21 protein-coding genes and 1 pseudogene are annotated in these 23,376 nt (G+C 41.9%); 3 read left to right on the top strand and 19 right to left on the bottom strand.

Features of this window, described 5'->3' with window-relative positions; genetic code table 11:
• Positions 1–55: 55 nt before the first annotated feature.
• On the bottom strand, positions 56–1,432 hold the full coding sequence (locus tag M2444_RS01680; protein ID WP_280786073.1) for a sensor histidine kinase: 1,377 nt from the start codon (positions 1,430–1,432) through the stop codon (positions 56–58).
• A complete protein-coding gene (locus M2444_RS01675) occupies positions 1,429–2,106 on the bottom strand; it encodes a response regulator transcription factor (protein ID WP_094876081.1) in 678 nt (225 codons plus the stop codon). The genes M2444_RS01680 and M2444_RS01675 overlap by 4 nt, the downstream gene beginning before the upstream one ends.
• Before the next feature lie 139 nt (positions 2,107–2,245).
• Here M2444_RS01675 and M2444_RS01670 point away from each other — a divergent pair, with 139 nt between their 5' ends.
• Positions 2,246–2,719, top strand: coding sequence for a ferritin-like domain-containing protein (locus tag M2444_RS01670; RefSeq protein ID WP_094876080.1), 474 nt, complete (start codon positions 2,246–2,248; stop codon positions 2,717–2,719).
• A gap of 186 nt (positions 2,720–2,905) precedes the next feature.
• Here the strand turns inward: M2444_RS01670 and M2444_RS01665 are convergent, their stop codons facing one another.
• The 6 genes and pseudogenes from M2444_RS01665 to M2444_RS01640 form a co-directional block, all read right to left on the bottom strand.
• Complete coding sequence (locus tag M2444_RS01665) at positions 2,906–3,115, bottom strand: SDR family oxidoreductase (RefSeq protein ID WP_348536898.1); 210 nt, start codon at positions 3,113–3,115, stop codon at positions 2,906–2,908.
• Between the two features lie 61 nt (positions 3,116–3,176).
• Positions 3,177–3,323, bottom strand: coding sequence for a hypothetical protein (locus M2444_RS01660; RefSeq protein WP_280786072.1), 147 nt, complete (start codon positions 3,321–3,323; stop codon positions 3,177–3,179).
• 63 nt (positions 3,324–3,386) lie between these two features.
• Positions 3,387–3,449 (bottom strand): annotated as a pseudogene (locus M2444_RS01655) (hypothetical protein); the annotation flags it as partial.
• A gap of 245 nt (positions 3,450–3,694) precedes the next feature.
• The gene (locus tag M2444_RS01650; protein ID WP_280786071.1) at positions 3,695–4,888 is read right to left on the bottom strand and encodes a metallophosphoesterase; all 1,194 of its coding nucleotides are present in this window, start codon (positions 4,886–4,888) and stop codon (positions 3,695–3,697) included.
• Between the two features lie 188 nt (positions 4,889–5,076).
• Positions 5,077–5,487 carry a bacteriohemerythrin gene (locus tag M2444_RS01645; RefSeq protein ID WP_280786070.1) on the bottom strand — a complete coding sequence of 137 codons (411 nt, stop codon included), beginning with the start codon at positions 5,485–5,487 and terminating at the stop codon, positions 5,077–5,079.
• A gap of 141 nt (positions 5,488–5,628) precedes the next feature.
• Positions 5,629–6,498, bottom strand: coding sequence for a cation diffusion facilitator family transporter (locus M2444_RS01640; protein WP_094876076.1), 870 nt, complete (start codon positions 6,496–6,498; stop codon positions 5,629–5,631).
• Between the two features lie 248 nt (positions 6,499–6,746).
• Here M2444_RS01640 and M2444_RS01635 point away from each other — a divergent pair, with 248 nt between their 5' ends.
• The gene (locus tag M2444_RS01635; protein WP_280786069.1) at positions 6,747–8,105 is read left to right on the top strand and encodes an outer membrane protein assembly factor BamB family protein; all 1,359 of its coding nucleotides are present in this window, start codon (positions 6,747–6,749) and stop codon (positions 8,103–8,105) included.
• A 43-nt stretch (positions 8,106–8,148) separates the two neighbouring features.
• Here the strand turns inward: M2444_RS01635 and M2444_RS01630 are convergent, their stop codons facing one another.
• The gene (locus tag M2444_RS01630; RefSeq protein WP_042127399.1) at positions 8,149–8,652 is read right to left on the bottom strand and encodes a ferritin; all 504 of its coding nucleotides are present in this window, start codon (positions 8,650–8,652) and stop codon (positions 8,149–8,151) included.
• Positions 8,653–8,780: 128 nt separating this feature from the next.
• Between M2444_RS01630 and nagZ the strand changes: the two genes are divergently transcribed.
• Positions 8,781–10,079: a beta-N-acetylhexosaminidase gene (nagZ, locus tag M2444_RS01625; RefSeq protein ID WP_280786068.1), complete on the top strand. Its 1,299-nt coding sequence runs from the start codon at positions 8,781–8,783 to the stop codon at positions 10,077–10,079.
• A gap of 18 nt (positions 10,080–10,097) precedes the next feature.
• Here nagZ and M2444_RS01620 read toward each other — a convergent pair whose 3' ends face one another.
• The 10 genes from M2444_RS01620 to M2444_RS01575 all read right to left on the bottom strand — a co-directional run bounded on the left by M2444_RS01620 (position 10,098) and on the right by M2444_RS01575 (position 23,307).
• On the bottom strand, positions 10,098–11,186 hold the full coding sequence (locus M2444_RS01620; protein WP_094876073.1) for an efflux RND transporter periplasmic adaptor subunit: 1,089 nt from the start codon (positions 11,184–11,186) through the stop codon (positions 10,098–10,100).
• A 31-nt stretch (positions 11,187–11,217) separates the two neighbouring features.
• Positions 11,218–12,591 carry an ABC transporter permease gene (locus M2444_RS01615; RefSeq protein ID WP_280786067.1) on the bottom strand — a complete coding sequence of 458 codons (1,374 nt, stop codon included), beginning with the start codon at positions 12,589–12,591 and terminating at the stop codon, positions 11,218–11,220.
• The gene (locus M2444_RS01610; protein WP_094869825.1) at positions 12,581–13,300 is read right to left on the bottom strand and encodes an ABC transporter ATP-binding protein; all 720 of its coding nucleotides are present in this window, start codon (positions 13,298–13,300) and stop codon (positions 12,581–12,583) included. The genes M2444_RS01615 and M2444_RS01610 overlap by 11 nt, the downstream gene beginning before the upstream one ends.
• A 39-nt stretch (positions 13,301–13,339) precedes the next feature.
• The gene (locus M2444_RS01605; protein ID WP_280786066.1) at positions 13,340–15,925 is read right to left on the bottom strand and encodes a hypothetical protein; all 2,586 of its coding nucleotides are present in this window, start codon (positions 15,923–15,925) and stop codon (positions 13,340–13,342) included.
• A 136-nt stretch (positions 15,926–16,061) separates the two neighbouring features.
• Positions 16,062–17,396, bottom strand: coding sequence for a hypothetical protein (locus tag M2444_RS01600; RefSeq protein WP_280786065.1), 1,335 nt, complete (start codon positions 17,394–17,396; stop codon positions 16,062–16,064).
• Positions 17,393–18,481, bottom strand: a complete 1,089-nt coding sequence (locus M2444_RS01595) for a DUF58 domain-containing protein (protein ID WP_280786064.1) — start codon at positions 18,479–18,481, stop codon at positions 17,393–17,395. The genes M2444_RS01600 and M2444_RS01595 overlap by 4 nt, the downstream gene beginning before the upstream one ends.
• Positions 18,482–18,484: 3 nt before the next feature.
• Positions 18,485–19,462, bottom strand: a complete 978-nt coding sequence (locus M2444_RS01590; RefSeq protein WP_280786063.1) for an AAA family ATPase — start codon at positions 19,460–19,462, stop codon at positions 18,485–18,487.
• Between the two features lie 139 nt (positions 19,463–19,601).
• Entirely contained in the window at positions 19,602–20,690 is a 1,089-nt protein-coding gene (locus M2444_RS01585) for a GerAB/ArcD/ProY family transporter (protein ID WP_094876068.1), read from the bottom strand.
• Between the two features lie 20 nt (positions 20,691–20,710).
• Entirely contained in the window at positions 20,711–21,868 is a 1,158-nt protein-coding gene (locus M2444_RS01580) for a Ger(x)C family spore germination protein (protein WP_094876067.1), read from the bottom strand.
• Positions 21,865–23,307, bottom strand: a complete 1,443-nt coding sequence (locus tag M2444_RS01575) for a spore germination protein (protein ID WP_280786062.1) — start codon at positions 23,305–23,307, stop codon at positions 21,865–21,867. The genes M2444_RS01580 and M2444_RS01575 overlap by 4 nt, the downstream gene beginning before the upstream one ends.
• Between the last annotated feature and the right edge of the window lie 69 nt (positions 23,308–23,376).

Genomic DNA, 23,376 nt, shown 5'->3' with positions numbered 1-23,376 from the left:
TAATCTGTATAGTCACAGTTTAGAAGATGAAAATGAACGGAGTATGAATAACGAGTTACAAAAGCGGAAGAGTTACAGTAAAGGTCGTACCTTTGCCAATTGTACTGGATACCTCTATGGTTCCGTTATGTGTCTCTACAATTTTTTGCGTAATCGCTAGTCCAAGACCGCTACTATGCGTTTCTCGTGTACGTGCCCGGTCGACTTTATAAAAACGGTCAAAGATGAGCGGTAAATCTTCTGCAGGAATGCCTTCTCCAGTATCCGAAAAGGTTACTACACAATTCCCTTCGTCTAGCTTTGCGGAAATCATAATGGACCCCTCAGCAGGTGTATATTTGATAGCATTAGTAATGAGGTTCATCCACACCTGATACAATAGATTAGAATCACCATGTACGCTAATGTCCGTAAGAATTAAACGAACCGCTAATTGCTTCTCTGTTAATCTCCACTCCATGATTTGTACAACCTGCCGCAGCTGTGCACGCAAATCTATCGGTTTCTTCTGCAGGGAATCCGGATCATAATCGAGGGAAGATAACGTTAGCAGCTGTTTACTAAGCATCGATAGACGATGGCTTTCTTGATCAATGATATTGAGGTACTCTATCCGTTCATCCTCTGGTAATGTAGCATCTTTAAGGGTTTGGGCAAATCCTTGGATAGAAGTTAATGGTGATTCGATTTCATGCGATACATTCGCAACAAACTCTTGACGGGCACGATTGGTCCGTTCCAGCTCACGACTCATAATCATAAAGTGTGAGGCTAACTGGCCAATCTCATCCCGGCGCCACGTATTTAATTTAATATCATATCTGCCTTTTGAAATCCGTTTAGTCGCCGTTGTCAAACGAGTGATGGGTCTGACCACATGCAGTACGCTGATCATGACGAATCCTAGACTGAATAACACGGTAAAACCGATAATCACAGCAAAAAACACGCGTAGTTCACCGAACTGAACCTCTGCATCCGGCCGCATGAATAACGCAAATGTCTCATGATTGACTTCAATAGGAACGCCTATCGTATTGCGTAATTGATTATCAAAAAAACCTGTAATAAATGCGCTGTCAGGAAACTCAGCAACACCGTGATACACTTGTCCATTCAGGACCTTCTCTAATTGTTGCGGATCTAAATCCTCTTTCCGAAATGGCTTGCCGTAAAACCGGGATTGACCTTCTGCATCAGTTAAATAGATCTTATATCCCAGTACAGCTACACTTCGCAGGTAATCCTCCATAGATTCCGGGTGAGATTCTGCAAACTGCTGGATTTCAATGGCCATCCCCGTAAGCTTCGCATCGTTCTGCGATTTAATCTGAGCTTGGTAATAAATATTAGACACCAAGAAGCCAAGAAGGCTGCTCACCACAATGGCGGAGCAAAAGAGAATGCACATTCTCACATACAAAGACTTCACGAGCTCACCATCTCCAATTTATATCCAATTCCCCGTACCGTCCGAATCACAAAGTCATTCTGATAATCCACAAATCGTTGACGCAATCGCTTGATATGTACATCCACCGTGCGTTCATCACCTTCATAATCCATTCCCCATACTAGCTCAATCAACTCACTGCGTGAATACAATCTTCCAGGATATTGGGCCAGTTGTGCGAGCAGTTCAAATTCCTTTACCGGTAACAATAGTACTTCATCACCATCAGTGATCTCATAATTTTTACGATCGATAACAAGTGAATTCAAGCGAATCCGATCATCTGAAGCGATGGAATAACGCCGAAATAAAGCTTTGATCCGAAACAACAATTCTTCCGGCTCAAAAGGTTTCGTTACATAATCATCTGTCCCCCGCAAATAGCCTTGTTCTTTATCACTTAGCTGTTGACGGGCTGTTAACAAAATGATCGGTATATCATACGTTTCTCTTATATGCTGGCATAGCTCTAGCCCATCTACGTATGGCATCATCACATCCACAATGGCTAAATCCGCAATGCTTTCTTTCAGTTTATGTATCGCGTCCCGGCCATCGCTGGCCTCCATTACTTGATAACCTTCTCTGGTCAATACATGCTTTAATAATGTACGAATATTACTATCATCATCTGCTACTAAAATCTTTTTCATCGTTTACACTCCCTGAATAACGGATGAACCCATAGTATCAACTTTAAAGGGTTAGAACAACTAAAGAACCGAAAGAGACCATTTTGGGCCATTGTACATATACTACTCTAACACTAACTTAACAGGAGGTTATTAAGAAATGTATTGGACACCCTTTTCTCAGAACAGATCTGAATTCAAACCTATATGGTCAACCTCTCTTCCACAAGCATTAAATTTAATTCAAGAAGCTGTGCAAGGTGAACGAAATGATGAGCTTTTCTATGATGAAATTATCCAACTAGCCCCGAACGCCGAGCAAGCCTCCATTATCACCTCCATACGAGATGACGAACGGGGGCACAACTTCATGTTCCGGGGGATGTTCAAAGAAATTACCGGGCAAGATATCACAGGGATTAGTAGTGAACAATATCAACGGATCAGTTCCTATGAAGAAGGATTAGAAAAAGCACTCCAAGGTGAACTGGCTGCAGTCGAAAAGTATCGCAAAATATGGTTTGGTCTGCCTGTTGGAATATATCGCGATACTGTATATGGGATTATATTAGATGAATTAAAACATGCCAGTAAATATAATTATTTACTTACTTTAGATCGAACCACTATATAGTAGAATTAGTCAGGATCATTATTTAAACCTGAAGAAAAGTGAAAAGACTTTCCTTCAAAGGGGTAACAGGCCGTCCCATTAGTCTCTCCATATCTTTTGAAGTAGAAGCTGTATCTATTTTCCCGAGGAATGAATAAATCCAGTGCTGAATGCTTGAATCCTGCCGATGAACGATTCTTTTTCCTGTCAGCTCGGATAATACCTCCGCAAGTTCGCTGAAGTCCCAAGCGTGTAGTGCAGCCAATCGCCAAAGCGAATCTCAACTCCTTTTCCCAAAAGATCATTTGCTTTCTCCCGATCACGAACACATGCGATAATCTGACCTGCTGGAACAAACTGAAGAAGAAGGTCTATAATCAAACTTCCTAATTGACCTGTAGCCCCAGTAACCATCATTGACATAACACTCCAACCTTTCTGTTGCATGTTTTCGAGACCACAACATTATTATTTATATCTAGCCATTGCTAAGCTTTTCTAATAAAATGATGAGTTGCCGAAGCTCTTGTTCATCCAGACCCTGCATACGTTCAGCGACCACTTGACGATTTCCGGGAAGATGCTCTAAAAGTAATCGCTGTCCTTCGCCCGTGATCGAAATCACGCTTTTTCTACCATCCTGGGTATGAGTCCAGCGGGTAATCCAACCCTCTTTCTCTAGGGGTATCAGCAACAGACTAATATTACCTTTGGTAACCCCAATATTGTGAGCCAATGTAGAAGGTGAAATCGTTCCGCCCTGTTTGGATATTTCTACTAGGATACGAATTCTTTCAGCATTTAATCCTTTTGATTGCCAATATTTATCTGAGACAGAAACTAAGCTTGCAGTAGTTTCACTAAATTGAAAAATGCCTGAGTATGCAAAGGCTGATTCAATACGAACGGTTGTAAATGATCCATCAAAAAAAGAAACTGCCCATCTCGCAGAAAAATCCTACGGATAAGGCAGTCTCATACCAATTAAGTTCTATGTTAGATTAACACCGTTTTTGTAGACACGGCTTCTTCACTGTACTGCTTAGTCCCTTCTAATACAACTTCAAGCTTGATAATCTCCGAACGGCTGGCTAAACGGATTGGAGGTCCCCAAGTCCCATAGCCAGAGGAGACAACGACATGCAATTTATCCTTTCGGAGGTAACCCCAGTCCAGTTCGAACAACCGCTTGGTGATCCAGTGATTAGGAGCAATCTGTCCACGGTGCGTATGCCCTGAGAGCAAAATATCTACTCCTTCCTGGGCAGCGACATCAAATCCGGTAGGCTGATGATCCATCATGATCACAGGACGTGTTAGATCAAGGCCATTCAATAAGGAGTTTACGCTTAATCTGCCTCCGGCTTCCATCGTCTCGGCAGTCTTATCTTTTCTACCTACAATATACGATCCCGCCACTTCTTCAACTTCATCCTGTAGAACTTTAATACCTATGCTTCTCATTAAGTCTGTATATTCCTTAATCGAACCACCGTAATATTCGTGATTGCCCAGTACCGCGTAGACACCATGGCGCGCTTTTAATTGCTTCAGCTGTTCACTCATACGATTGCGAATAAAAGGCTCAATACTATCGTCAAGTACATCCCCAGCCAGCAAAATCACATCAGGCTTCATAGCGTTCATTTGGGCAACCATTTTTTTGAGATGCCGATTGCCGACGATATTTCCTAAATGCAGATCGGATGCAACCGCGATGGTAAGTGGTGTGCTAGTTCCGATGGATTTATCAATGGGAATAGGATGTGTACGAACCACTGTACTCCAAGCGTTGATCGAACCCCAGACTAGAAAAACAACCAATAATATTAGCAATGTACCACCCGCTTCTGAGATGTAGCGCGTTCGATCGACACCCATCCACCCCAGCAGCACATATAACAGATCAGCTAATGGCAACATGATAATAGCGAATTCCATGCAAGCTAGATAATACGACCCAATCACTTTAAAGAATCTGGCTAACGGCTTCACTATTGTAGGCCACGGTATCATTCCAATGACATACGCAAAGGCAACAAGCAGGAATAATGTCCAGAACAGAACAGCGGAAGCACCTGAGAACCATTCATGGACAAGCAGCCAACCGTGATACCCAATGTAAAAATTAACAAGGCCCAGAATAAGCAGCATAGCAAACCCTGAAGCTAACATTCGTAATGTTTTCATCGTTCCACTCCCCTTTACGGTACTAACTCTATACGTCTTATCTCAAATCATAACACAAACCGTTAACCCAGTATAAATTACGGTGCTGACTTCGGAAAACGTATCAAATACGAAATACAATTCTTTATCACATTCCCCGTAAAAAAAAGAAAATGCCCGTCGGCATCTTCGTTGGAGGAGGTATACTGTTATACAGCTCTTTCACGCGTAGCCATACATTCACCAATTAGCTTATCGCATTTATTAATGTGATTCAGAAGCCAATCGGTCAAGGTACGGTTAAGCTTAATTGTTGAGAGAACGGAAACTCCCTTGGTTTTAATGGTTTCTTCTAATTCAAGAACGGCTTTTACAAAATTAGCATGCGTCTTACGATGTTCGGCCAATTCAGGAAAATCGATCTCTTCCATCAATTGCTCTTCATTGCTAAAATGCTCGATGGTATATTCCTTCAAGAATTTCAGCGTTTCTTCGATCTTCTCTTTCCCCTGCTGCTTACTGCAAGCATCAAAAAATTCATTCAATTTCGAAAGCAACAGTCTGTGCTGACAGTCTATTTTCTCAACACCGATATCATAAGAATCCTTCCATTCAATCACAAAATCACCATTCCATTTCCTGAAATTAACATATCGATAAATACAATTAATTCTCCACCTTTCCGCTCAAAAGATCTATTAATAAAATCACAGAGAAAATCCCATATCCATCCAGAGAAAAATCACACTACGTGTTTGCCTCTACTTCAGTCCCGGTTCTATGTGTACAAGCACAGTTGACACTTGGTGCCTATCTTTCAATTGTTCTTCAATTTCTTCCGTAATATCATGACTCTGCACCACACTAAGCTCGGAATCTACTAATACAGTTGTATCTACTAGCACGTTATTCCCGTGGATGCGAGCTTTGATATCTTTTATAGATTGCACACCTTCAATTTCAGCGACGGTTTCTTTCATGAGTTCAAGCTCTTCGGCATCAAAACCATCCGTTAAGTCATGTGTAGCTTTACTAAAGATATCCCATGCCGTCTTACAGATAATCAGGCCAACAATAATCGCTGTAAGCGGATCAAGCCATGGAATTCCAAATCCAGAAGCTACAATCCCGACAAAAGCACCTATGCTAACTAAAGCATCTGATCGATTATCTAGTGCTACAGCTCGCATAGCGTTACTATTAATTGAACGGGCCAGTCTAATGTTATACCTATATACGCCCATCATTATCACAGCACAAAAAACTGCGGTCCAGGCTGCTATAAGATCTGGACTTTCCAGTTCGGGTTGTATAAATTTGTTCACGCCCTGGTACAGTACCTGAAGTCCTACGACAATCATAATAAATGAAGCAATTAAGGATGCTACGGTCTCCGCTCTGAAATGCCCATAGCTATGATTGGAATCCGGCGGTCTCCTGGAGATCTTAAGGCCGATTAGTATGGCGATAGAAGCGATAATATCCGTACTGTTGTTCAGTCCATCTGCAAGTAGCGCTTGAGATCCCGCGACTGTACCAATAAACAGTTTTATAGCGGATAGGAATATGTAGGTAACTATGCTTAGCCATGCTCCTTTTTCACCTTGTTTGATGTCGTTGTAATTTTCCAAAAAAAAGAACCCCCAAAGAATAGTATTGTTCTATACTACACTCCGAGATTCGGGTGGGTCTAGAGAAACAGTGTTGCTAAGAGGCGTAATAGTTCCCTCCGTCAAATAGAGTTGCTAGGTCATAACTGTTTTGCGGAGTGTAACATAGTTTGCCTTAGTTCAACTTTAATTCCATTCTTATGAATAGTAACTTTTTGCCATTTATAATGTCTAATTATAGTAATCACTATTTTGAGGAGCGTGAAACGATGATTCAGTCTTTGCACAAGACTATGATTAAAGCTTTAGCTGTTACATGCATTGCATCCCCAATAGCTTACAACGGATCATTATCCGTCATTTCCGCAGAACAAGCCGTCATAAGTACAAGCTATCCTTATTACAATGAAGTCAAAGCACCCACTCTTACTCCTGTATGGTCGTTTTCGACCGCTATCTTAAAAGAAGATCGGATTACTGAGCAGAACGTTACAGCCCTTGCCGAGAATGGGAAAGTTTTTGCCTTGCAGCGGAATGAAAAACTAGTCGCATTGAATGCTATAACAGGTAAAAAAATGTGGGAATTCGGAAGTGCATTAGCTCCATTGTTCACTTACAGTAATGGATATATCTACGGACTGACCCAAAGTGGCTCTCTGTATGCTGTTAATGAAGCTGGTAAAAAAGCATGGTCGGCTTCATTATCACTACCTAAAGCCACAAGTATCCAACGGTTAGGCTCCACCATTTATGTAACACAAGAGAGTCAACTTGCAGCGGTCGATGCTGTCAGTGGGAAGATCAAATGGAAGGCTGTCGAGGAGAGCAATAACTTTACAGGCTTATCAGAACTTATGGAAACCGATGGGGTTGTTATTCGAAGTTATCTCTCTCAGGGAGCCTTAACAACTGCCGCTCTTGCCGCTTATGACAGTCTGACAGGCAAAAAACTATGGGACCAGACCCGACAATGGTGGCCACTAGCAGTAAAGGATGGCCTTCTCTACTCCATGACCAATACGTTAATGCTTGATGATAACCCTGTAAATCGTAATGTAAAAGTTTCTGTATTCAACGTAAAAACGGGTGAACTTAAAGGAGAACGTTTATATAAATGGACAGATACCGACAATAAAGATGGAGTGTTCGCATTTGGTGGTGTAAACGGGACTGCGTTCTTGGACGGAAATGACTTCTATATTTTTCAGGGCAGCAAGCTTGTGAAATATAATTTTTGGAATTACTCAGCGGAAGGTAAACCTGTTCAAACCTGGACCTCTATGGCTAAAGAGAAGGATTATCCACTTCACCAAGTTCATCAACAAAGAATGTTATATTCCAATTATGATACGGGTACGCTATCCGCACTTAAACTTGGAAATGGGCAGGCTGTAGTGCTCAATAATGGGGAGAATCCTGTCGTTCAGACGGATCTTTTTGGAAACGTGGTGTATAGTGGACAATCAGATGGCCTATTTCACGCTTATGATCTGTTGACTTTGAAGCCTATTTTTACCGTGAATACAGGATCTCGTAACTTTACTCCTTCGCTTAAAACCGGAGGCATGCTGATGATTCGAACGGATAATAAGCTGCTTGCCATTAAACTACCTTCAGCCATAAAATAAAAAAGCCTGATTTCTCAGGCTTTCAGATCTTCAATACCTTCACTTACTCAGCAGGTGCTGTAAAAGTACGTGCAGCAAACTCAGCATCTAGCATGTAGAAGGCGTTGCTATCTTTATCAATTCGTTTCAGTTTACTAATGATGTTGCTAAAGAGTGCTTCCTCTTCTACTTGCTCGTCAATGAACCATTTCAAGAAATAGATCGTTGCATGCTCACGCTCATCCAGCGCCAAGTCAGCCAAATGATAGAACCGTTTTGTGTTTTGTTGTTCATGCGCAAAAGCATGTTCAAAAGCATCCAGCATCGAACTGTACTCGTTCTTCGGTTCAGGTAGAGCTTCAAGTGTTGCCCGATTATCGCGATCATTAAGAAACTTATAGATTTTCATGGCATGGAATCTTTCTTCTTCAGCTTGAATCAGGAAAAAGTTTGCGAATCCATCCAGACTTTCACCGGAACAATAAGCAGCCATAGCTAGATAAACATGAGCGGAATAAAACTCGAAATTCATCTGTTCATTAAGTGCGTTCACTAATCCATCTTTCATCTTTCCGTCACCTCATAATTCAATTTTTTATATGTAAAGATTTAAGTTCATCTTATCACCGAGTATCTAAGTCAGCAAGGATTCATCCTTCTGACATCTAAATAAGCAACGAAGGGACGTCTTTTTTAATGAACAGATTCACTCGCAATACCCTAAAACTGAAATTCTCTGGAACCCTCTTATTGACTTCAGCTATGTTATCTATGGTTCTGTTAACTAGCTGCTCCAATAGCAGTAACAGTTCTCAAGCTGTCGCTACAAATGCGCCGACTGCTGAATCTACACCTACGCCAGTTACCAGTTCCACAGCAGCTCCCTCCTCAGAGAGTGATCCAATTGCTGTTCAGGTTTCCAGTATGAGCCTTGAAGAGAAAATTGGACAAATGCTCCTTGTTGGTATCGATGGAACCGTTCTAGATGATCAAGCAAAAAGGATGATTGCCGAAGACAAAGTCGGTGGAATCATCCTTTATAAGAACAATATTCAAGACCTGAAGAGTATGGTCAGCCTCATTAATTCCATGAAAGAGAGTAACAGAGGCAACCCTGCCCCTTTATTTATGAGTATCGATCAGGAGGGCGGAAAAGTCAGCCGGATGCCTAAGGAGTATGCTTCTTTCCCCTCTAATGGAAAGGTCGGTACCCGTAAGGATGCTAATGCTGCCGAAATGATGGGCAAGCTGCTCGCTAGAGAAGTATTGTCAGCAGGATTTAATATGAACTTCGCTCCCGTCCTTGATATCAATAGCAATCCAAATAATCCTGTAATTGGTGATCGTTCCTTCGGTAGCTCCGCTGAACTAGTCAGTACGCTAGGGATTGCCGAAATGAAAGGCATGGAGAGTGAAGGTGTAGTGCCTGTTGTCAAACATTTCCCTGGTCACGGAGATACTTCCGTCGACTCCCACCTTGAGCTGCCGATTGTGAATAAGAGCGCTGAAGAACTCGCTAAGTTAGAATGGCTCCCTTTTCAAGCTGCGATAAAAGAGGTAACAGATGCCGTTATGGTCGCTCATATTTTGTATCCGAAACTTGATCCCGATAAACCCGCATCTTTATCAAGTAAAATCATTGGTGAGCTACTTCGTGATGATATGAAATATCAAGGACTCGTAATCACAGATGACCTAACTATGGGAGCGATCATGAAGAATTATGACCTTACCACAGCTGCGGTAGATACTATAAATGCAGGCAGTGATATCTTACTTATCGCTCACGGCTATGATAATGAGAAGCGGGTATTAGAATCGCTTCTGGACCATGTAAAAAAAGGCAAGGTACAGGAATCACGGATTGATGAGAGCGTCTATCGGATTTTAGCCTTGAAAGCTAAATATAATCTATCCGATGAGCCAGTTCCGGTTCCTGACCTTACCGAGCTAAATAAAAATATTAAATCTTGGCGACTCACGATTGAGAAATAGGCTTAGGTCTATTCCAATCTATTGAAGCACAACAACATCTCCAACCTTTAACCCTGAGACGGCCTCTGTTTTGTCAGCCGTCTCCATGCCCACTTTGATATCTCTTCGTTCATATTCCCCATTGCCTTTATCCACCATCACGTAGGAGAGATCCCCTTCATGCATGACTGCGATGCTGGATACAACGATGGCATTTTCCTTGCGAACCGTCTCGATTTCTCCGCTCAAACTTAGTCCACCAATTAAACGCTCGTTAGGTTGCAGTGAGATTACCACTTCAAATTGCGGAACCGAAGTAGCAGTAGTATTTTGACCCGAAGCAGTCTTAGCAAATTTAGATACCTTAGTCACTTCTCCAGACAGCTTTAAATCTTTTAAAGCTGTCATTTTAACATCGACCTTCATTCCCGTCTTAATACGGAAGACATCTTGTTCACCTACAAGCGCTATGAATTCAAGCTTGTTCATATCTACAATTTTGCCGATGTATTGATTATCTGTTACCGTTTGCGGAATTTCACTCGCACTGTCAAATAGAAAAACACCTGTTGCAGGAGCATGGTAGAGGGCTGTATTTAGCTTAGCCTTCTTTTCTTTTAATTCACGAGCCTGAATTTCAGCATTTACTTGGTTAAGCTCATTCCCTAGTCTTGCTGATTCTTGGGCTGCAAGTGCCTTTATACGTTCAGCTTCTGTTGCACCAAGGGCTGCATTCTCCTCGTCCTGCTGACTAACAAATTCATTTAGTTCCGCTTCTAGCTGTGCCTTACGAATGGTCGCCTCTTGAGTAGCAATTTCATTCTTTAGGGCTTCCTGATCGAGGGTAAACAGTAAATCCCCCTTCTTAACTTGAACACCATTCTCAACCTTCCATTTGGTTACCTTTGAAGCATATGGTGCATATACAAGCGTTTCCTGCTCATATTGTGAATTCCCTTTGACCTGAACAGAGTTGGTGATGGTTTCCTGTGTCACTTCAAAAGTTATCGCCTGTGGGGGTTCAACAGGTTCTAGCTGTGCCTCGGGTTTATACATCTTGGTGTATACAAAATAACCTGCTGCAATAATGATCAATACCAATACAATCCACTTGATTCTCCTCTTCATCACTTCTGCTTCCTTTCAACTAAAAAAATAGCTAATCCCGTTTTATCGCCGTGAGCGCATTTGTTCTGGATGCGCTGATCGCCGGATAGATTCCCGATAGTACGCCTGTCATTACCGCAAATGCGATCCCTATTGGAAGGGTCATCAGAGGAATAGTGATTACTAAGGGCTCACCCATCCCCATTCCTCCTGTGGAACCAATCAGCTTATTTATGCCAAACACAATCAAGTACGAAAAGCCTATACCGAGCAGCCCACCAAGCATACCGAGCAATGCCGCCTCTGTAATGAACATATTTCTGATTTGCCCCATATTGGCGCCTAGCACCTTCATAATACCGATCTGGCGACGACGCTGATGGGTGGACATGGTCATCGCAACAATGATCGAGATCGAAGCAATAATTAAAATGAATATACCAATACCAAGCGCTGCTTTTTTGAACATACTGAAAGTAGACGCCATCGCCTCTTTTTGATACAAATTCGTACTTGTATTTAGTGTGAGTTTCTGGATAAGCTTCTCCACTTGCACAATATTGTCAGTATTGTCGACCTTTACAATGGCTGAGTTATAAACACCCTTCTGCCCAACGGTTCCATTCATTAGTTTCAGTTGTTCTACTAGCCGCTCACCCGTCTCTAACGACACGTACATCTTCTTGTCGTACATCGCCATATCAGGGTTCCCCCCAGTATCCAATATCCCAACAATTTGAATGGGTGAGCTGACTAAGGACTGTCCACTTTGAGAAGCAGGGTCATATGATTGTAATTGAACCTGTTGTTTGTACATATCCGACGGAAGCATGCTTAAACTGTTGTATTGTTCCATAATTTTATTATTATACGGATCTGAATTCAGCTGTTCAAAAAGACGTTGCCGAGTCTCGACATCTATCAACCCTACAGTTGCTCCATAGTTTAGCACTGCCATTCCAATCAAATCAGATGGACCACCTTGCTTGAACTTCTTGTCGTATTTCGTTAGCAACCGAAGGTCCGTTCCGATAAGCTGTACATCTGTAATTTTATTATCGATAGTAGTCATTTGTATGTAGCCAAGCTCTTGAAAAGGTGCTGCTGCGGTAACATGCCGCAGGCTTTGGACAATTTCCAGTTTCTGAGCCGTCAGCCTGCCGGGATCGAGCTTTGCATCAGAAGCAGAAGCTCCACCCCCTCCCCCTTGTGAAGGGATGCCGCTGTTCGGAGTCACCGTTATTTCATCCATTTTGAAATTCCGGTTAATTTCCCGCTCCGTATAGCTTTGTGCGGAATCTCCTATACTTAAAGCAACAATAATAGCAGCACAGCCAATCGATATACCTGCCATACAAAGACCTGTGACAACTTTCCGTCGTTTGACTTGTTCCCAAGCCAAACGTGAAATATCACTAATCCTCAATGCGTTCCCCCCCTTCGAGTTCTGTATCCGAAGAAGTTGGTTTCTCAGTAATCATATATCCGTCCTGAAGCGTGAAAATCCGTTGCATTTGTTCAGCAACTTTGAGCTCATGTGTTACTACGATGAAGGTGGTCTTCATCTTCTTGTTCAGGTTAAGCAGGATATTGATAATTTCCTCTTCTGTCTTTGAGTCCAGATTTCCGGTCGGTTCATCTGCGAAAATAACGGACGGTTCTGTGATCAAGGAACGTGCAATACTGACCCGCTGCTGCTGTCCGCCAGACAACTGTGAAGGGAACAGGTCGGCTTTATCCGGAATGCCGACCCCTTCCAGCAAGGCCAGAGCTTTTTGCTTACGTATTGATGGTGAAACGGATTGGAACACAAGCGGCAACTCAACATTTTCCCGGACAGTCAAGCTAGTAATCAGCTCATAAGCTTGAAAGATAAACCCGATATGCTTCCTACGAAATTCAGATAGCTTGTTTTCGCTCATCTTCACAATATCTTGGTCAGCAATGTAAATGTGGCCTTCCGTAGGCTTCATCAGACCTGCCATCAGGTTGAGCATGGTTGACTTACCGGAACCCGAGCTCCCCAGTAATGCAACCATCTCCCCCTTTTTCACAGAAAAATCTATTTGATGAAGGACTGCCGTCGTTTCATTACCATTCTTAAAAGAATGCGTTACATTTTCCACTCGCAACATTGGAGCTGCTCCTTCTCGTACATTAATAGATATGAATTCTTACTTCTCAGTTACTGATCTATCGATCTTTATGCTATATGCCTGGCTGGCTAACTCGATCCGTTCTCCTTGGAACTCATCATACAGTGTGATTCTGTAGGCGCCACCTGACAAGTTTTTATACATATTATTGGTAAAGGTTGCAGTATACGAGTTGTTATTTCCTTCGAGAAGCTCAGTCCCGATGTTCAAGCTTCGTTCCTGTGATAGACCATATGGATCTGTCATTTTGAGCACCAGCTTATGGGTGAAGGTTCCCATGTCATAGGTACTGTCACGAAGAAGGTTATAATTCATAACGATATCTATTGTGTTACTACCTTGCATAGATCGCCCTTCCGAACTTAGAACAGACATCGTGTACGGATATAGCGCAACCTTCGTCAAGTTATTCTCCGGTGGAGTAGAAACTGGATTTAGACTCAATGAAGCAATGTTAATGAACCCAGTTGGTTCCTGCCCAGGTTCAGACAGCTTATTTCCAGTAATCCCTGGACCTAGATACATACTAACGTCTGATGGAATAACGGATTTAGGCAATTTTGCCCAGTACGTAATTAATTGCTTACCACCCGGTGTAGCTGAAGTATCTGGCTGATTCACTGTTGCTTCGAATAGCTGGCCATCTCCCGTTTTAAAGTAACCCTGAAGGCGAGCCATTTTGCTTTGTCTTTTTTCCTCACTGCTAAGCAGTAGTTCTGTATATACGATATTAGAATTGAGACCTTCATAAATAATGGTTTTGTTCTCTTGAACACTAGCGTTTTTGCCTTTACCGGTAATTGCATAACTTCCCCCACGTTCAATAGTCGCTACAGCATTCATCGTACTGTTCGTGCTAAGCGATAGGAACGAGCTCTTCTCTTCTTTTACCGTTGTAAAGAGGTTCACTTTTAATTTATCGAACTCTTGCGTATAAGGGATTTTGGCAAATACATAGATCTCCGCATTTTTTCCAGGCGCAATGATCGAGGTTTCCTTGTCCATAAACAGTTCTGTTGAAGAAGATACATCGTCATTGTCTACCTGGACAGATCCTTTTAATTCTGGAAGCGTTAATGCCACCGATTGGGAATTCTTAATATTTATTCTTGCAACAACGATATCATCATCTTTCCAAGGAAAACGCTGTAATGACAGCAAGTTATAAGTGAAAGAGCCATATTCATTCGATGCGCTATACTCTACGCCTTGTTGAATCTCAGGTCGTAGCGTATAGGAAATTGTGTAGTAAGCAACGGGTACTGTCAGCTTGGCTGTATTTCCCGTACTTACATTATTCCCTTCAGATCCAGTTCCCTCACCTGCACTGCCCGAATCTGGATTAGCTGGAGCTGAAACAGCCTCTATCATTTGCAATTGCAGCGAACTCTGCTCAACCTCAAGCGGAATTTGTGCGGTAAGCGGAATGATTTTTTCCTCCAAAGGCTTTATAGTTAAGCCGCTTAATCCCTTCGCATTGATCGGAAAGGCTGTCCCTGTTGAAGATTTAACGGCAAGCTCATAAGTTGGCAGCGTAACTGTCGTCTTCCCTACATTTTTCACTCGAAGCTGGAAGGTCCAAATCCCTTTATTATTCTCAGCGTATACGTTTGCGTTGTTTAACTGAGTTTCTATCGGATTATTATTAATGGTGATTTTCTTGGTCACACCTTTACCTACCACCAAGTTAGGTGTTGTAGCTGCTGGCAGCTTGTACGAAGATTTAGCGATCTCTAGCTTCAGTGCTTCATCTTTTTGCGTAAATTGCAGCTTCATATTGTCCGTCTTCATATAAGGAGGAATCTCGGCAAGATAATAGATAATCTTCTTCTCCTGCGGCTGAATCTTGTAACTAATCTGAGAACGATCAAGTGCTAATTCATACGAACTGCCACCTGCAGAGAGTAAATAAGCCGCATAACCCGGATCACTGAGTACCTTGCTGCCCTTATTAGTCAGGCTTATTCCCACCTTGGCATAAACTTTCCCATTATATTTATAGAGCTCCAAGGACTCACTTTTGGCGATGACAGGAATGTCATTCATTGTGGTGCTAACATTTTTTCCATTTACGGCAGTTGGGGAATAATTAGCTGGCACAGTAAAACTTCCTGCATGTTTTAAATAACCTTTGGTTTTGGAATCCCATACATACATGGGAATCTTAATCCCTTTTAAAGAATTGGTCTTGCCTATGTTGACGTAATATGTAACCCGCAAGCTTTCTTTAGCACCAATCTTCTTCTTAGCCGCGTCAGCGCTCAGAGGGTTACCTGGAATAACAGACCCCCCTGGCGTCGTCACTCTCGAAAAATAGTACATTAGGTTTGCGTTTTTACTGCTCCCATTCGAATAATTCAGGGTATAGGTTAAAATATTCCCACCAGGTTGTGACCAAACATTGACATCTTCTAATGTAGCTTTGATATTTGCACCTAAAGAAATGGAACCCAGATTGCTAGGGGGTGTTACTGTCGCCGCAGCTACAGCTGGATTGGTACGAACATCATTAGCGGATGCCGCTGAAGCTGTATGGCCAGTCAGTTGACTGATGACAAAGGTACTTAATAGTAAAACAACATATGTACTGCTATGCTTTCTCATTTACTTCCCTCCACGAGTATTTTGCTAGAATTATTATAGTAGTAACTGCAAATCCAATTGTATCCATGTTGTAACACTTTTGAAGCGTTTGTAACCTATTTGTTCCTATTTGCACGAATTTGAAGAATATTCTATTCTATAATTTCATTTCATCTTTCAATGCAGCCACATCATCCGCAGAAGGGTTTTCTTCTCCATATCTAACTTTTTCATATAATTCAATTAATGAATTCGACGTATTAACCGTACGTTCTTCGGCCTTATGTTTAACCTTGTTAAGAGCAGTCCATTTTATAATATCGTCTTCTGTTTCCTTCGGCGTAAGATAACTCTTAACTTCATAACCATGATCGTGCTTCAAATGAAGCCAACGCCGATATAACCAACGAACACGTTCCGTTTCACTATTCATCTGCTCCCAGCGGTCTTTTCGATGTCTTGGTGTAAGGCGAGTACTCCAGAAATCCTTAAGACCTTGAAGCGTTTGTTCCCATGTAAATACACTTTTTTCCTCATCAAGATAAGTTGTATTGTCCTTTGGAGTATGCTCTCTGCGCAGCATGGATAACAAGGCATCCATGGCTCTCTTTAATTTCCCGCCGGCATTTCTATACAACCACCGAAGTCCATAATAAGCTGCAACGACCAATAACACTGCTCCAGCAACATATAAAGCAACATCTAATATAGCAGCTAGTAGACCAGGCTTTTCATCTCCAACAAAAGGTAGTTCCGGACTCGCTTGAGGCTGTTCTACGGGCGGAGGTAGCGGCTCACTTGACCCTGAGAATAAATTACTAATCCATCCGAAGAACGAACGTACCATATTCCATAGCAGTGTCCCTATAGCTCTTCCGACTCCCGCCGCTAACACTGCCGCAACAATTCCTATTCCAATGACATAAATACGATTATACCTTTGTAATCCTTTTGGCAAAGCTTTGCCCTCTTGAGAAAGCGTACTATATTGTAAATAACTACTATTATAAATAAATAATGTGAGCAATAGACACAAACTACCGCACCAGGTCAGGAGTGTAACACTCTCCTCCAAATCGGTAATTCTCCCAAAGACAATGGTCGCAACAAAATAGATTACAATACCTATCCAATACTTCTTACTGGATTGTTCTCTAGAGTCAGCAATCATACCGAGAAAAGCGCATATAAAACCTGCGACACCTAAAGGCAGACTCTCGATAGACAGACTTCCTGCTGACAAAGCCCCAACCACCGTCCCAAGGATTAGAGCTGACAGCAGCTGCTTCCATCTAACACTACATTGTTTTCGTAGCAGAATACCTACTAATGATATTAGTGGTATGGCGGTCAGCCACATAGGTTCAACTTGCTTGGGTAGTACATAAACCTGAAACAGAATCCATACAGGTAAAACTAATAATAGTTCTAGGATGGAGAATATCCAGAGTTTGACCGTATTCCATACGTAACCAGATAACGGAAGTTTCATGCGCTCTCTCCTCCCTGTTCCGGAATATCCAGCCATTCTACACCATTGCCCAACACCAATAAGAGGTCAGCAGCCTCTTGTAATTGTGCTCCTCTATGACAGCTAATGATCAGAAAGTCTGTATCACTTATTCCACTCTCGGCCTGCATGGCTAGCAATCGACTCATAGGAAGCGTTCTGTCTAGCTCCAGTTTCGCTAACAGCTCTAGCAAGTCTTCCAGCTCAGCCATAGATTCTGCTTCAACAGGATCTCTTTCGCCCCCGTTATCCAATCTGCCGTTACAGATAAATCCCGTCTCAATTCCATGGCGCATGGCGTATTCGGCGATAGTGGCTGCATACCGTATCCCTTGCTCGATACGTTCAACATCTGTTACCGCTCTCCACATGGAATCACTGTCCTCTATATTCAAACAAATGACGAGCCTGGAATCCGCAGTGTAATCTTTCTTATGCACCTGCATAGTCCCTGTGCGCGCTGTTGCCTTCCAGTTTATAAGCCCCATAGAATCTCCTGAGCTATACTCGCGAATACCTGCAGTCAGGAAAGGATCTTGTACGATCCATCTTTTCACTGGAAGTTCACCCAGCCAGCTATGTATCGGAAGCGGAAGATCGTCTAAATTCAACAAATTAGGATAAACTAATAACTCTAATTGGAGAGGATACGTTTTATTTTTCCGGATCAATCCAAAGGGATCTCCAGTGGTCATGGTGACCGATTCCAAACGGTATATCCCGCGCCGCTCGCAAGTTACTTGATGCCGCCGTTTAATATGACGGTAAGATTTAAGAAAGAACAAGCTGATATGATTCTGGTAGATTTCACCCGTGCTAATGCCGAGATTATCCTGACTTCCAAATGCCAAGCCTCTGGCAATACTAGATTCCAGTCGAAGCCAAGGTAAGGGCAGGAGCTTTGCATTCACGATCTCCTCAATCATCTCAAGGTTATCCCCTTCATAAGCGACTTTCGTCGAGAAATACCGAGTGTAACTAAGCGCTTTCAGACCATTCCGTTCATAGATCACGGCAAGTAGGAACAGGAGCGCTATTGTAATAAAAATGAACCAAGGCAACGCCATAGCTCATTCCACCTTTCCGCCTCTTAAGGACGCAACAAGTTCTGTTGGCACTTCTACCTCACGAAGCACTTGTATCACAATTTCTGCGGCCTGACCCTCTTTTGAACCTAATCCACGATGAAGCAGTAGACGATGTGCAAGCACCGGAACAGCTACGGCTTTAATATCATCTGGTGTAACGTAAGATCTACCTTGAATTAGAGCATATCCTTGAGATGATCTGAGCAATGCTCCGCTTGCACGTGGGCTCGCCCCTAGTTTTACTGCCGAAGATTTACGAGTAGCTTCCGTAATCCGAACGATATAGGCTAGCAAATCATCACTAATACTCACGGAAGCGGCCAAATGCTGTGCAGCTTGAATATCTTGAGCGCTAGCCACAGCAAAAGTCTCTTCAAGCGGATTATTCTCACGGAAACGCTGTAAAATATGAATCCCTTCGTCAAATGAAGGATAACCCGTAGTAATCCGCATCAGAAATCTATCTAATTGAGCTTCGGGCAACGGAAAAGTGCCCTGGTTATCAATCGGATTCTGAGTAGCAATAACGAGAAAAGGTGCATCAAGACCATGAGTCACACCATCAATCGTGATTTGCCGCTCCTCCATACATTCCAGCAGACTGGATTGTGTTCTTGGTGTTGCACGGTTAATTTCATCAGCCAATAAAATATTCGCAAATACTGGACCTGGTCTAAACTGAAATTCACCTGTCTTTTGATTATAAAAATTAATCCCGCTTAAATCTGAAGGCAGCAAATCTGGTGTAAATTGTATACGCTTAAATGAACAATCTAAAGATTTTGCAAGGACTTTGGCTAGCAAGGTTTTACCAGTACCCGGAACATCTTCCAGCAGAACATGGCCATTCGCAAGTAATGCGGTTAGTAGCAGATCTACTCCATCCTCTTTTCCAACAATGACTCTAGCTAGATTGGTTCTAATAGATTTGATGAGTTCGGTAACTTCTTGAAGATTCATGTAAATGCACCATCCAATCCGAGGAAATTATTGTAATAATTTCTTTCATCATAACAGAAAGTGTATCCAATATATAATTCACAAGAAAAGGCCCTGCCAATTAAAAAGGCAGCACCTAGATTTCCCTCTCTGTTTTCATTTACCTCGCAGGTTTATTCCGATATCGAAAGTAAGCCGTGATGGCATAATAGATCGGGATGCTTTCAACAATTAGCCAAATGACAACAATAGCATAACTATTATAGTGTTTATAATAACTGCCTATGTGTCGTGAATATAAAAAAGCTATCGATATTGAAGCTATTGTTAAGAAGGGAATGTACATTTTTCTAGCTTTTGTATTAAACAAGCCCGATACACATCTAGAGGCTACGTAGATAAGAAAAGAGCTGTGAATGAACATAGAAGATGACCATATTCCAATTAAGAGCGGATCCGAATTACCTAGCAAATTATCTTGTTTGGAGCTACGCACCAATTCAAGGAAAGGATATTGCAGTTGCTGACCCAAATGTGGACCAAAACTCATCATCGTCAGTGACCAACCAATTAAGACAGTGACTAGGACAAATACCCCCGTTAATACTAATCTTTTGAGCATCTTCGCCTCAAGCTTTAGATCGGGCACAACAAACAAGAGGACAATCCATTCTCCAAACCATGACATGACTACAATAGAGTCTTTCAGGGCAATCCCGGGATCATGATAATGAATGAAGGCTGGCAGCATATTGAAGTCCGCATTCGGTAGAAATAAATTAAATAAAATGATCATCGTGATGAAAAAAACAAGAAAAAGACCATCCGCCATATACGCTATCGTTGTAAAGCCTAAACTTGCCGTATACATAATCACTAGCCCAATTACACATTGAATAAACAGAGGCGGAGTTCCTCTCAAATAATTAGAACCAAAGAATAACACAAAGTTCTCAATATCATAAGATGCATAATAAACACACCAGCTTAAGAGCAATAGAAGCATGAACTTGTGTGGCCATTTACCTATGATCTCTTTTCCAAAGCTAACCCACGCTTGATTAGGGCGCAACATACCGACGTAAAAAGTAAACCACAATAAGATCAACCCTAATAATGACCCCACTATTAATGCAATCCAGCCTTGATAGGATGAAGTAGCAATTAGAGTCGGAATCAAAAAAATAGTGGTTTGAGAGCTGAAGAAAATAATGAAAAAACGGAACAGCTGCCATTTCGATGTTCGCATAACTTCTCCCTCTAAACGTCTTATTTTGCTGTTCCAAAATCCACAATGCTAAAATCTGTCTTCACCTTAATATCAGCCTCTTGAGCGTAATAATTATCCCAGCGCTCTCTAACTTGCTTCCATTGCTTTGGATCGTTCCATTCCAGTAACAATCCGAGCTGTAGAATATCGGCACCTGCTTTTTGGGTATTACGAATAGCTTCGGTAAGATGATCAGAGACTTTCTCTTTAAGCTTTGCAATGATAATTTGGCCGAGTTCCTCTGCATCCCTATTCTTAGGGTCCCTTAAATAAATAACACTAGCTTTCCCCTTTAAATTCACTGTAAACACAGGACCATTATCCGTTTGATTTACCTTCTTTGATGATTTCGTGCTTACAAATATAACACTTGCGCCACCATTGCCCTCATCCCAATCGACGGAGTAAACTGCCAGCTTAAGACTGCCTGCCGCCCAAGCTAAGGCCCTTCCCTCTTTAAGCTTAAGAACTCCTTTCATCTTATCTTTTTGAAAAAGCATTGCCCCTTGGATTCCTGCCCAATACTCCGGTTTTCCATCCTTAGATGCTGCTTCTTCTTTTTTACCAAAGGAAAGATTGTTTATAGCAAAACCAACACCTGATGCTTCTGCAAACAAGCAATCCTTAACCGTAGTAGAAAACAAATATCTCTCTGATCCAAAGTTCTTTAGTACATCCGAAGGCAATTGCTCGTAAATAGGTGCTAGTGTACTCATTTCTTTGGCACTTCCGGGGCTAGCCATAACATACGCACCCAGAGGAAGACTAGGTTCTCTTTCAATCCATAGCAATAGTTCACTTATGCCTTGTTCAGCAAAGGTTTTCCCTAAGACAATTACTTTTAATTGAGCAAGACTAAGTTTACGTGTTAAATCTTTTTGAATTAACAACATAGCATCTGCAATCGTTCCTGAGGTCTTAGAAACTGTAGAATAAGTTTTCCCGTCTCCTCCTCCGCCACTTGAAGGTTGTCCAGCTGCGTTAAGCCGATTGGGCAAGGGTGAGTTAATCGTAATTTCAATAGTACCTTGTTCTTTGCCTTCATCAATAAACATTCCGTATACAAATGTTAGTTCATCCAATTCTACCTTTGACGACCAGCAGCCTGTTATATTTAGGAGCAAGATTAGAATCACTCCTATCTTCAGGATTCTCATTTCTCTTTCTGTCTCCTTTTATTCCTATCTGTATAGAGGTTGCTGCGTTTCGTCATAAAGTTCGAGGGAAAGCGGGCTAATGTATCCTTCCAGTCCTGTAACACAAATGGGGCAACGGGTTGCAAATATGGAGCACCTAACGGCCTTAAATTAGCTAAATGTCCATAAATCAAAAAAGCTGTAATATATACCCCGAGCAGCCCCATGGTTCCACCCATAATCAGTAACGGGAAACGAAGTAGTCGGAAAGTCAGACCAAGCTCATAATGGGGGATGATATAAGTGGCAATTCCAGTAATAGAAACAACAATAACCATTGGTGCAGATACAATTCCTGCTTGGACCGCAGCCTGACCAATAACGATACCCCCAATAATTGAAACCGTCTGCCCAACAGGCTTTGGAATTCTAGTCCCAGCCTCTCTAAGCGCTTCAAAGGTTAGCTCCATAATTAAAGCCTCGGTAAGCGCTGAGAATGGAATGTTCTCTCTCGCTGAAGCAATGGTAATTAACAGATTCGGTGGAATGATTTGAGGATGAAAGGTTGTAATCGCTACATAAAGTGATGGAAGAATCATGGATATGATTGAGAACATAAATCGAACAATACGAATCCAGCTTGCCGCATAAAAGTTTTGGTAATAATCCTCAGAGGATTGCAGCATTGTAAAAAGGGATGTCGGTGCAATCATCGCGGTTGGTGTTCCGTCTTGTAAGATTCCGACCCGACCTTCCATCAGCGAAGCCGCTACTGAGTCAGGGCGTTCTGTATATTGAAATACCGGAAAAGGGGTGAAGTTTCCCTTTCTCAAATGTTCCGATAGGTAACTAATACCCAGTATCCCGTCAATATCTATTTCATCGAGTTTCTGTTTAATCTCAGCTAGAACTTCTTTTTTGTAAAGTCCTTCAATATAGACCACATACACATCAGTTTTTGTATATTTCCCAATTGAATAATGCATGGTTTTTAGATCCGGATGTTTAATTTTATGTCGAATCAAAGAGAGATTCGTTTCAATATCTTCAATGAAAGCCTCTTGGGGACCAATCACTACAAGTTCGTTTTGTGATTCGGTCACTGATCTTTTTTGATATTGGGTAATTTCAAAATAATAAACATAAGGAAGGTCCTCTATATAAAGCACTACTTTCCCTGCAACGATCAAATCTACAATCTTTTGTAGGTCATACATCTTAAAATAGGAGACGGGAAAAACAACGCCTTGATCTAACCTTTCTAAGAAGTCAGGCCATTCTAACTTTACATTGGCTTCTGCGATTAGCGGTAATGCAATACTTTCATGAAGTGTCTTAGAATCGATGATGGAGGGTAAATAGATCAACTGACAGGTATGCCCATGAACAGAAATGTTCTGATACACCATATCACTGCTTCCCACCAGTTGATCTTTAATGGTCTCTAAAATTCCTGACATTGGCTGTATACCTCCTTTTTTTGCGTTGTATCAATCTGGCTTAGTTTGCCAATGGTTTACCAGGTTTAT

The organism is Paenibacillus sp. PastF-3 (assembly GCF_029893135.1).
GTDB classification, from domain to species: domain Bacteria; phylum Bacillota; class Bacilli; order Paenibacillales; family Paenibacillaceae; genus Paenibacillus_AQ; species Paenibacillus_AQ nitricinens.
Note: the sequence above shows the minus strand (reverse complement) of the source record. Positions and strands in the feature narration are given on the sequence as shown.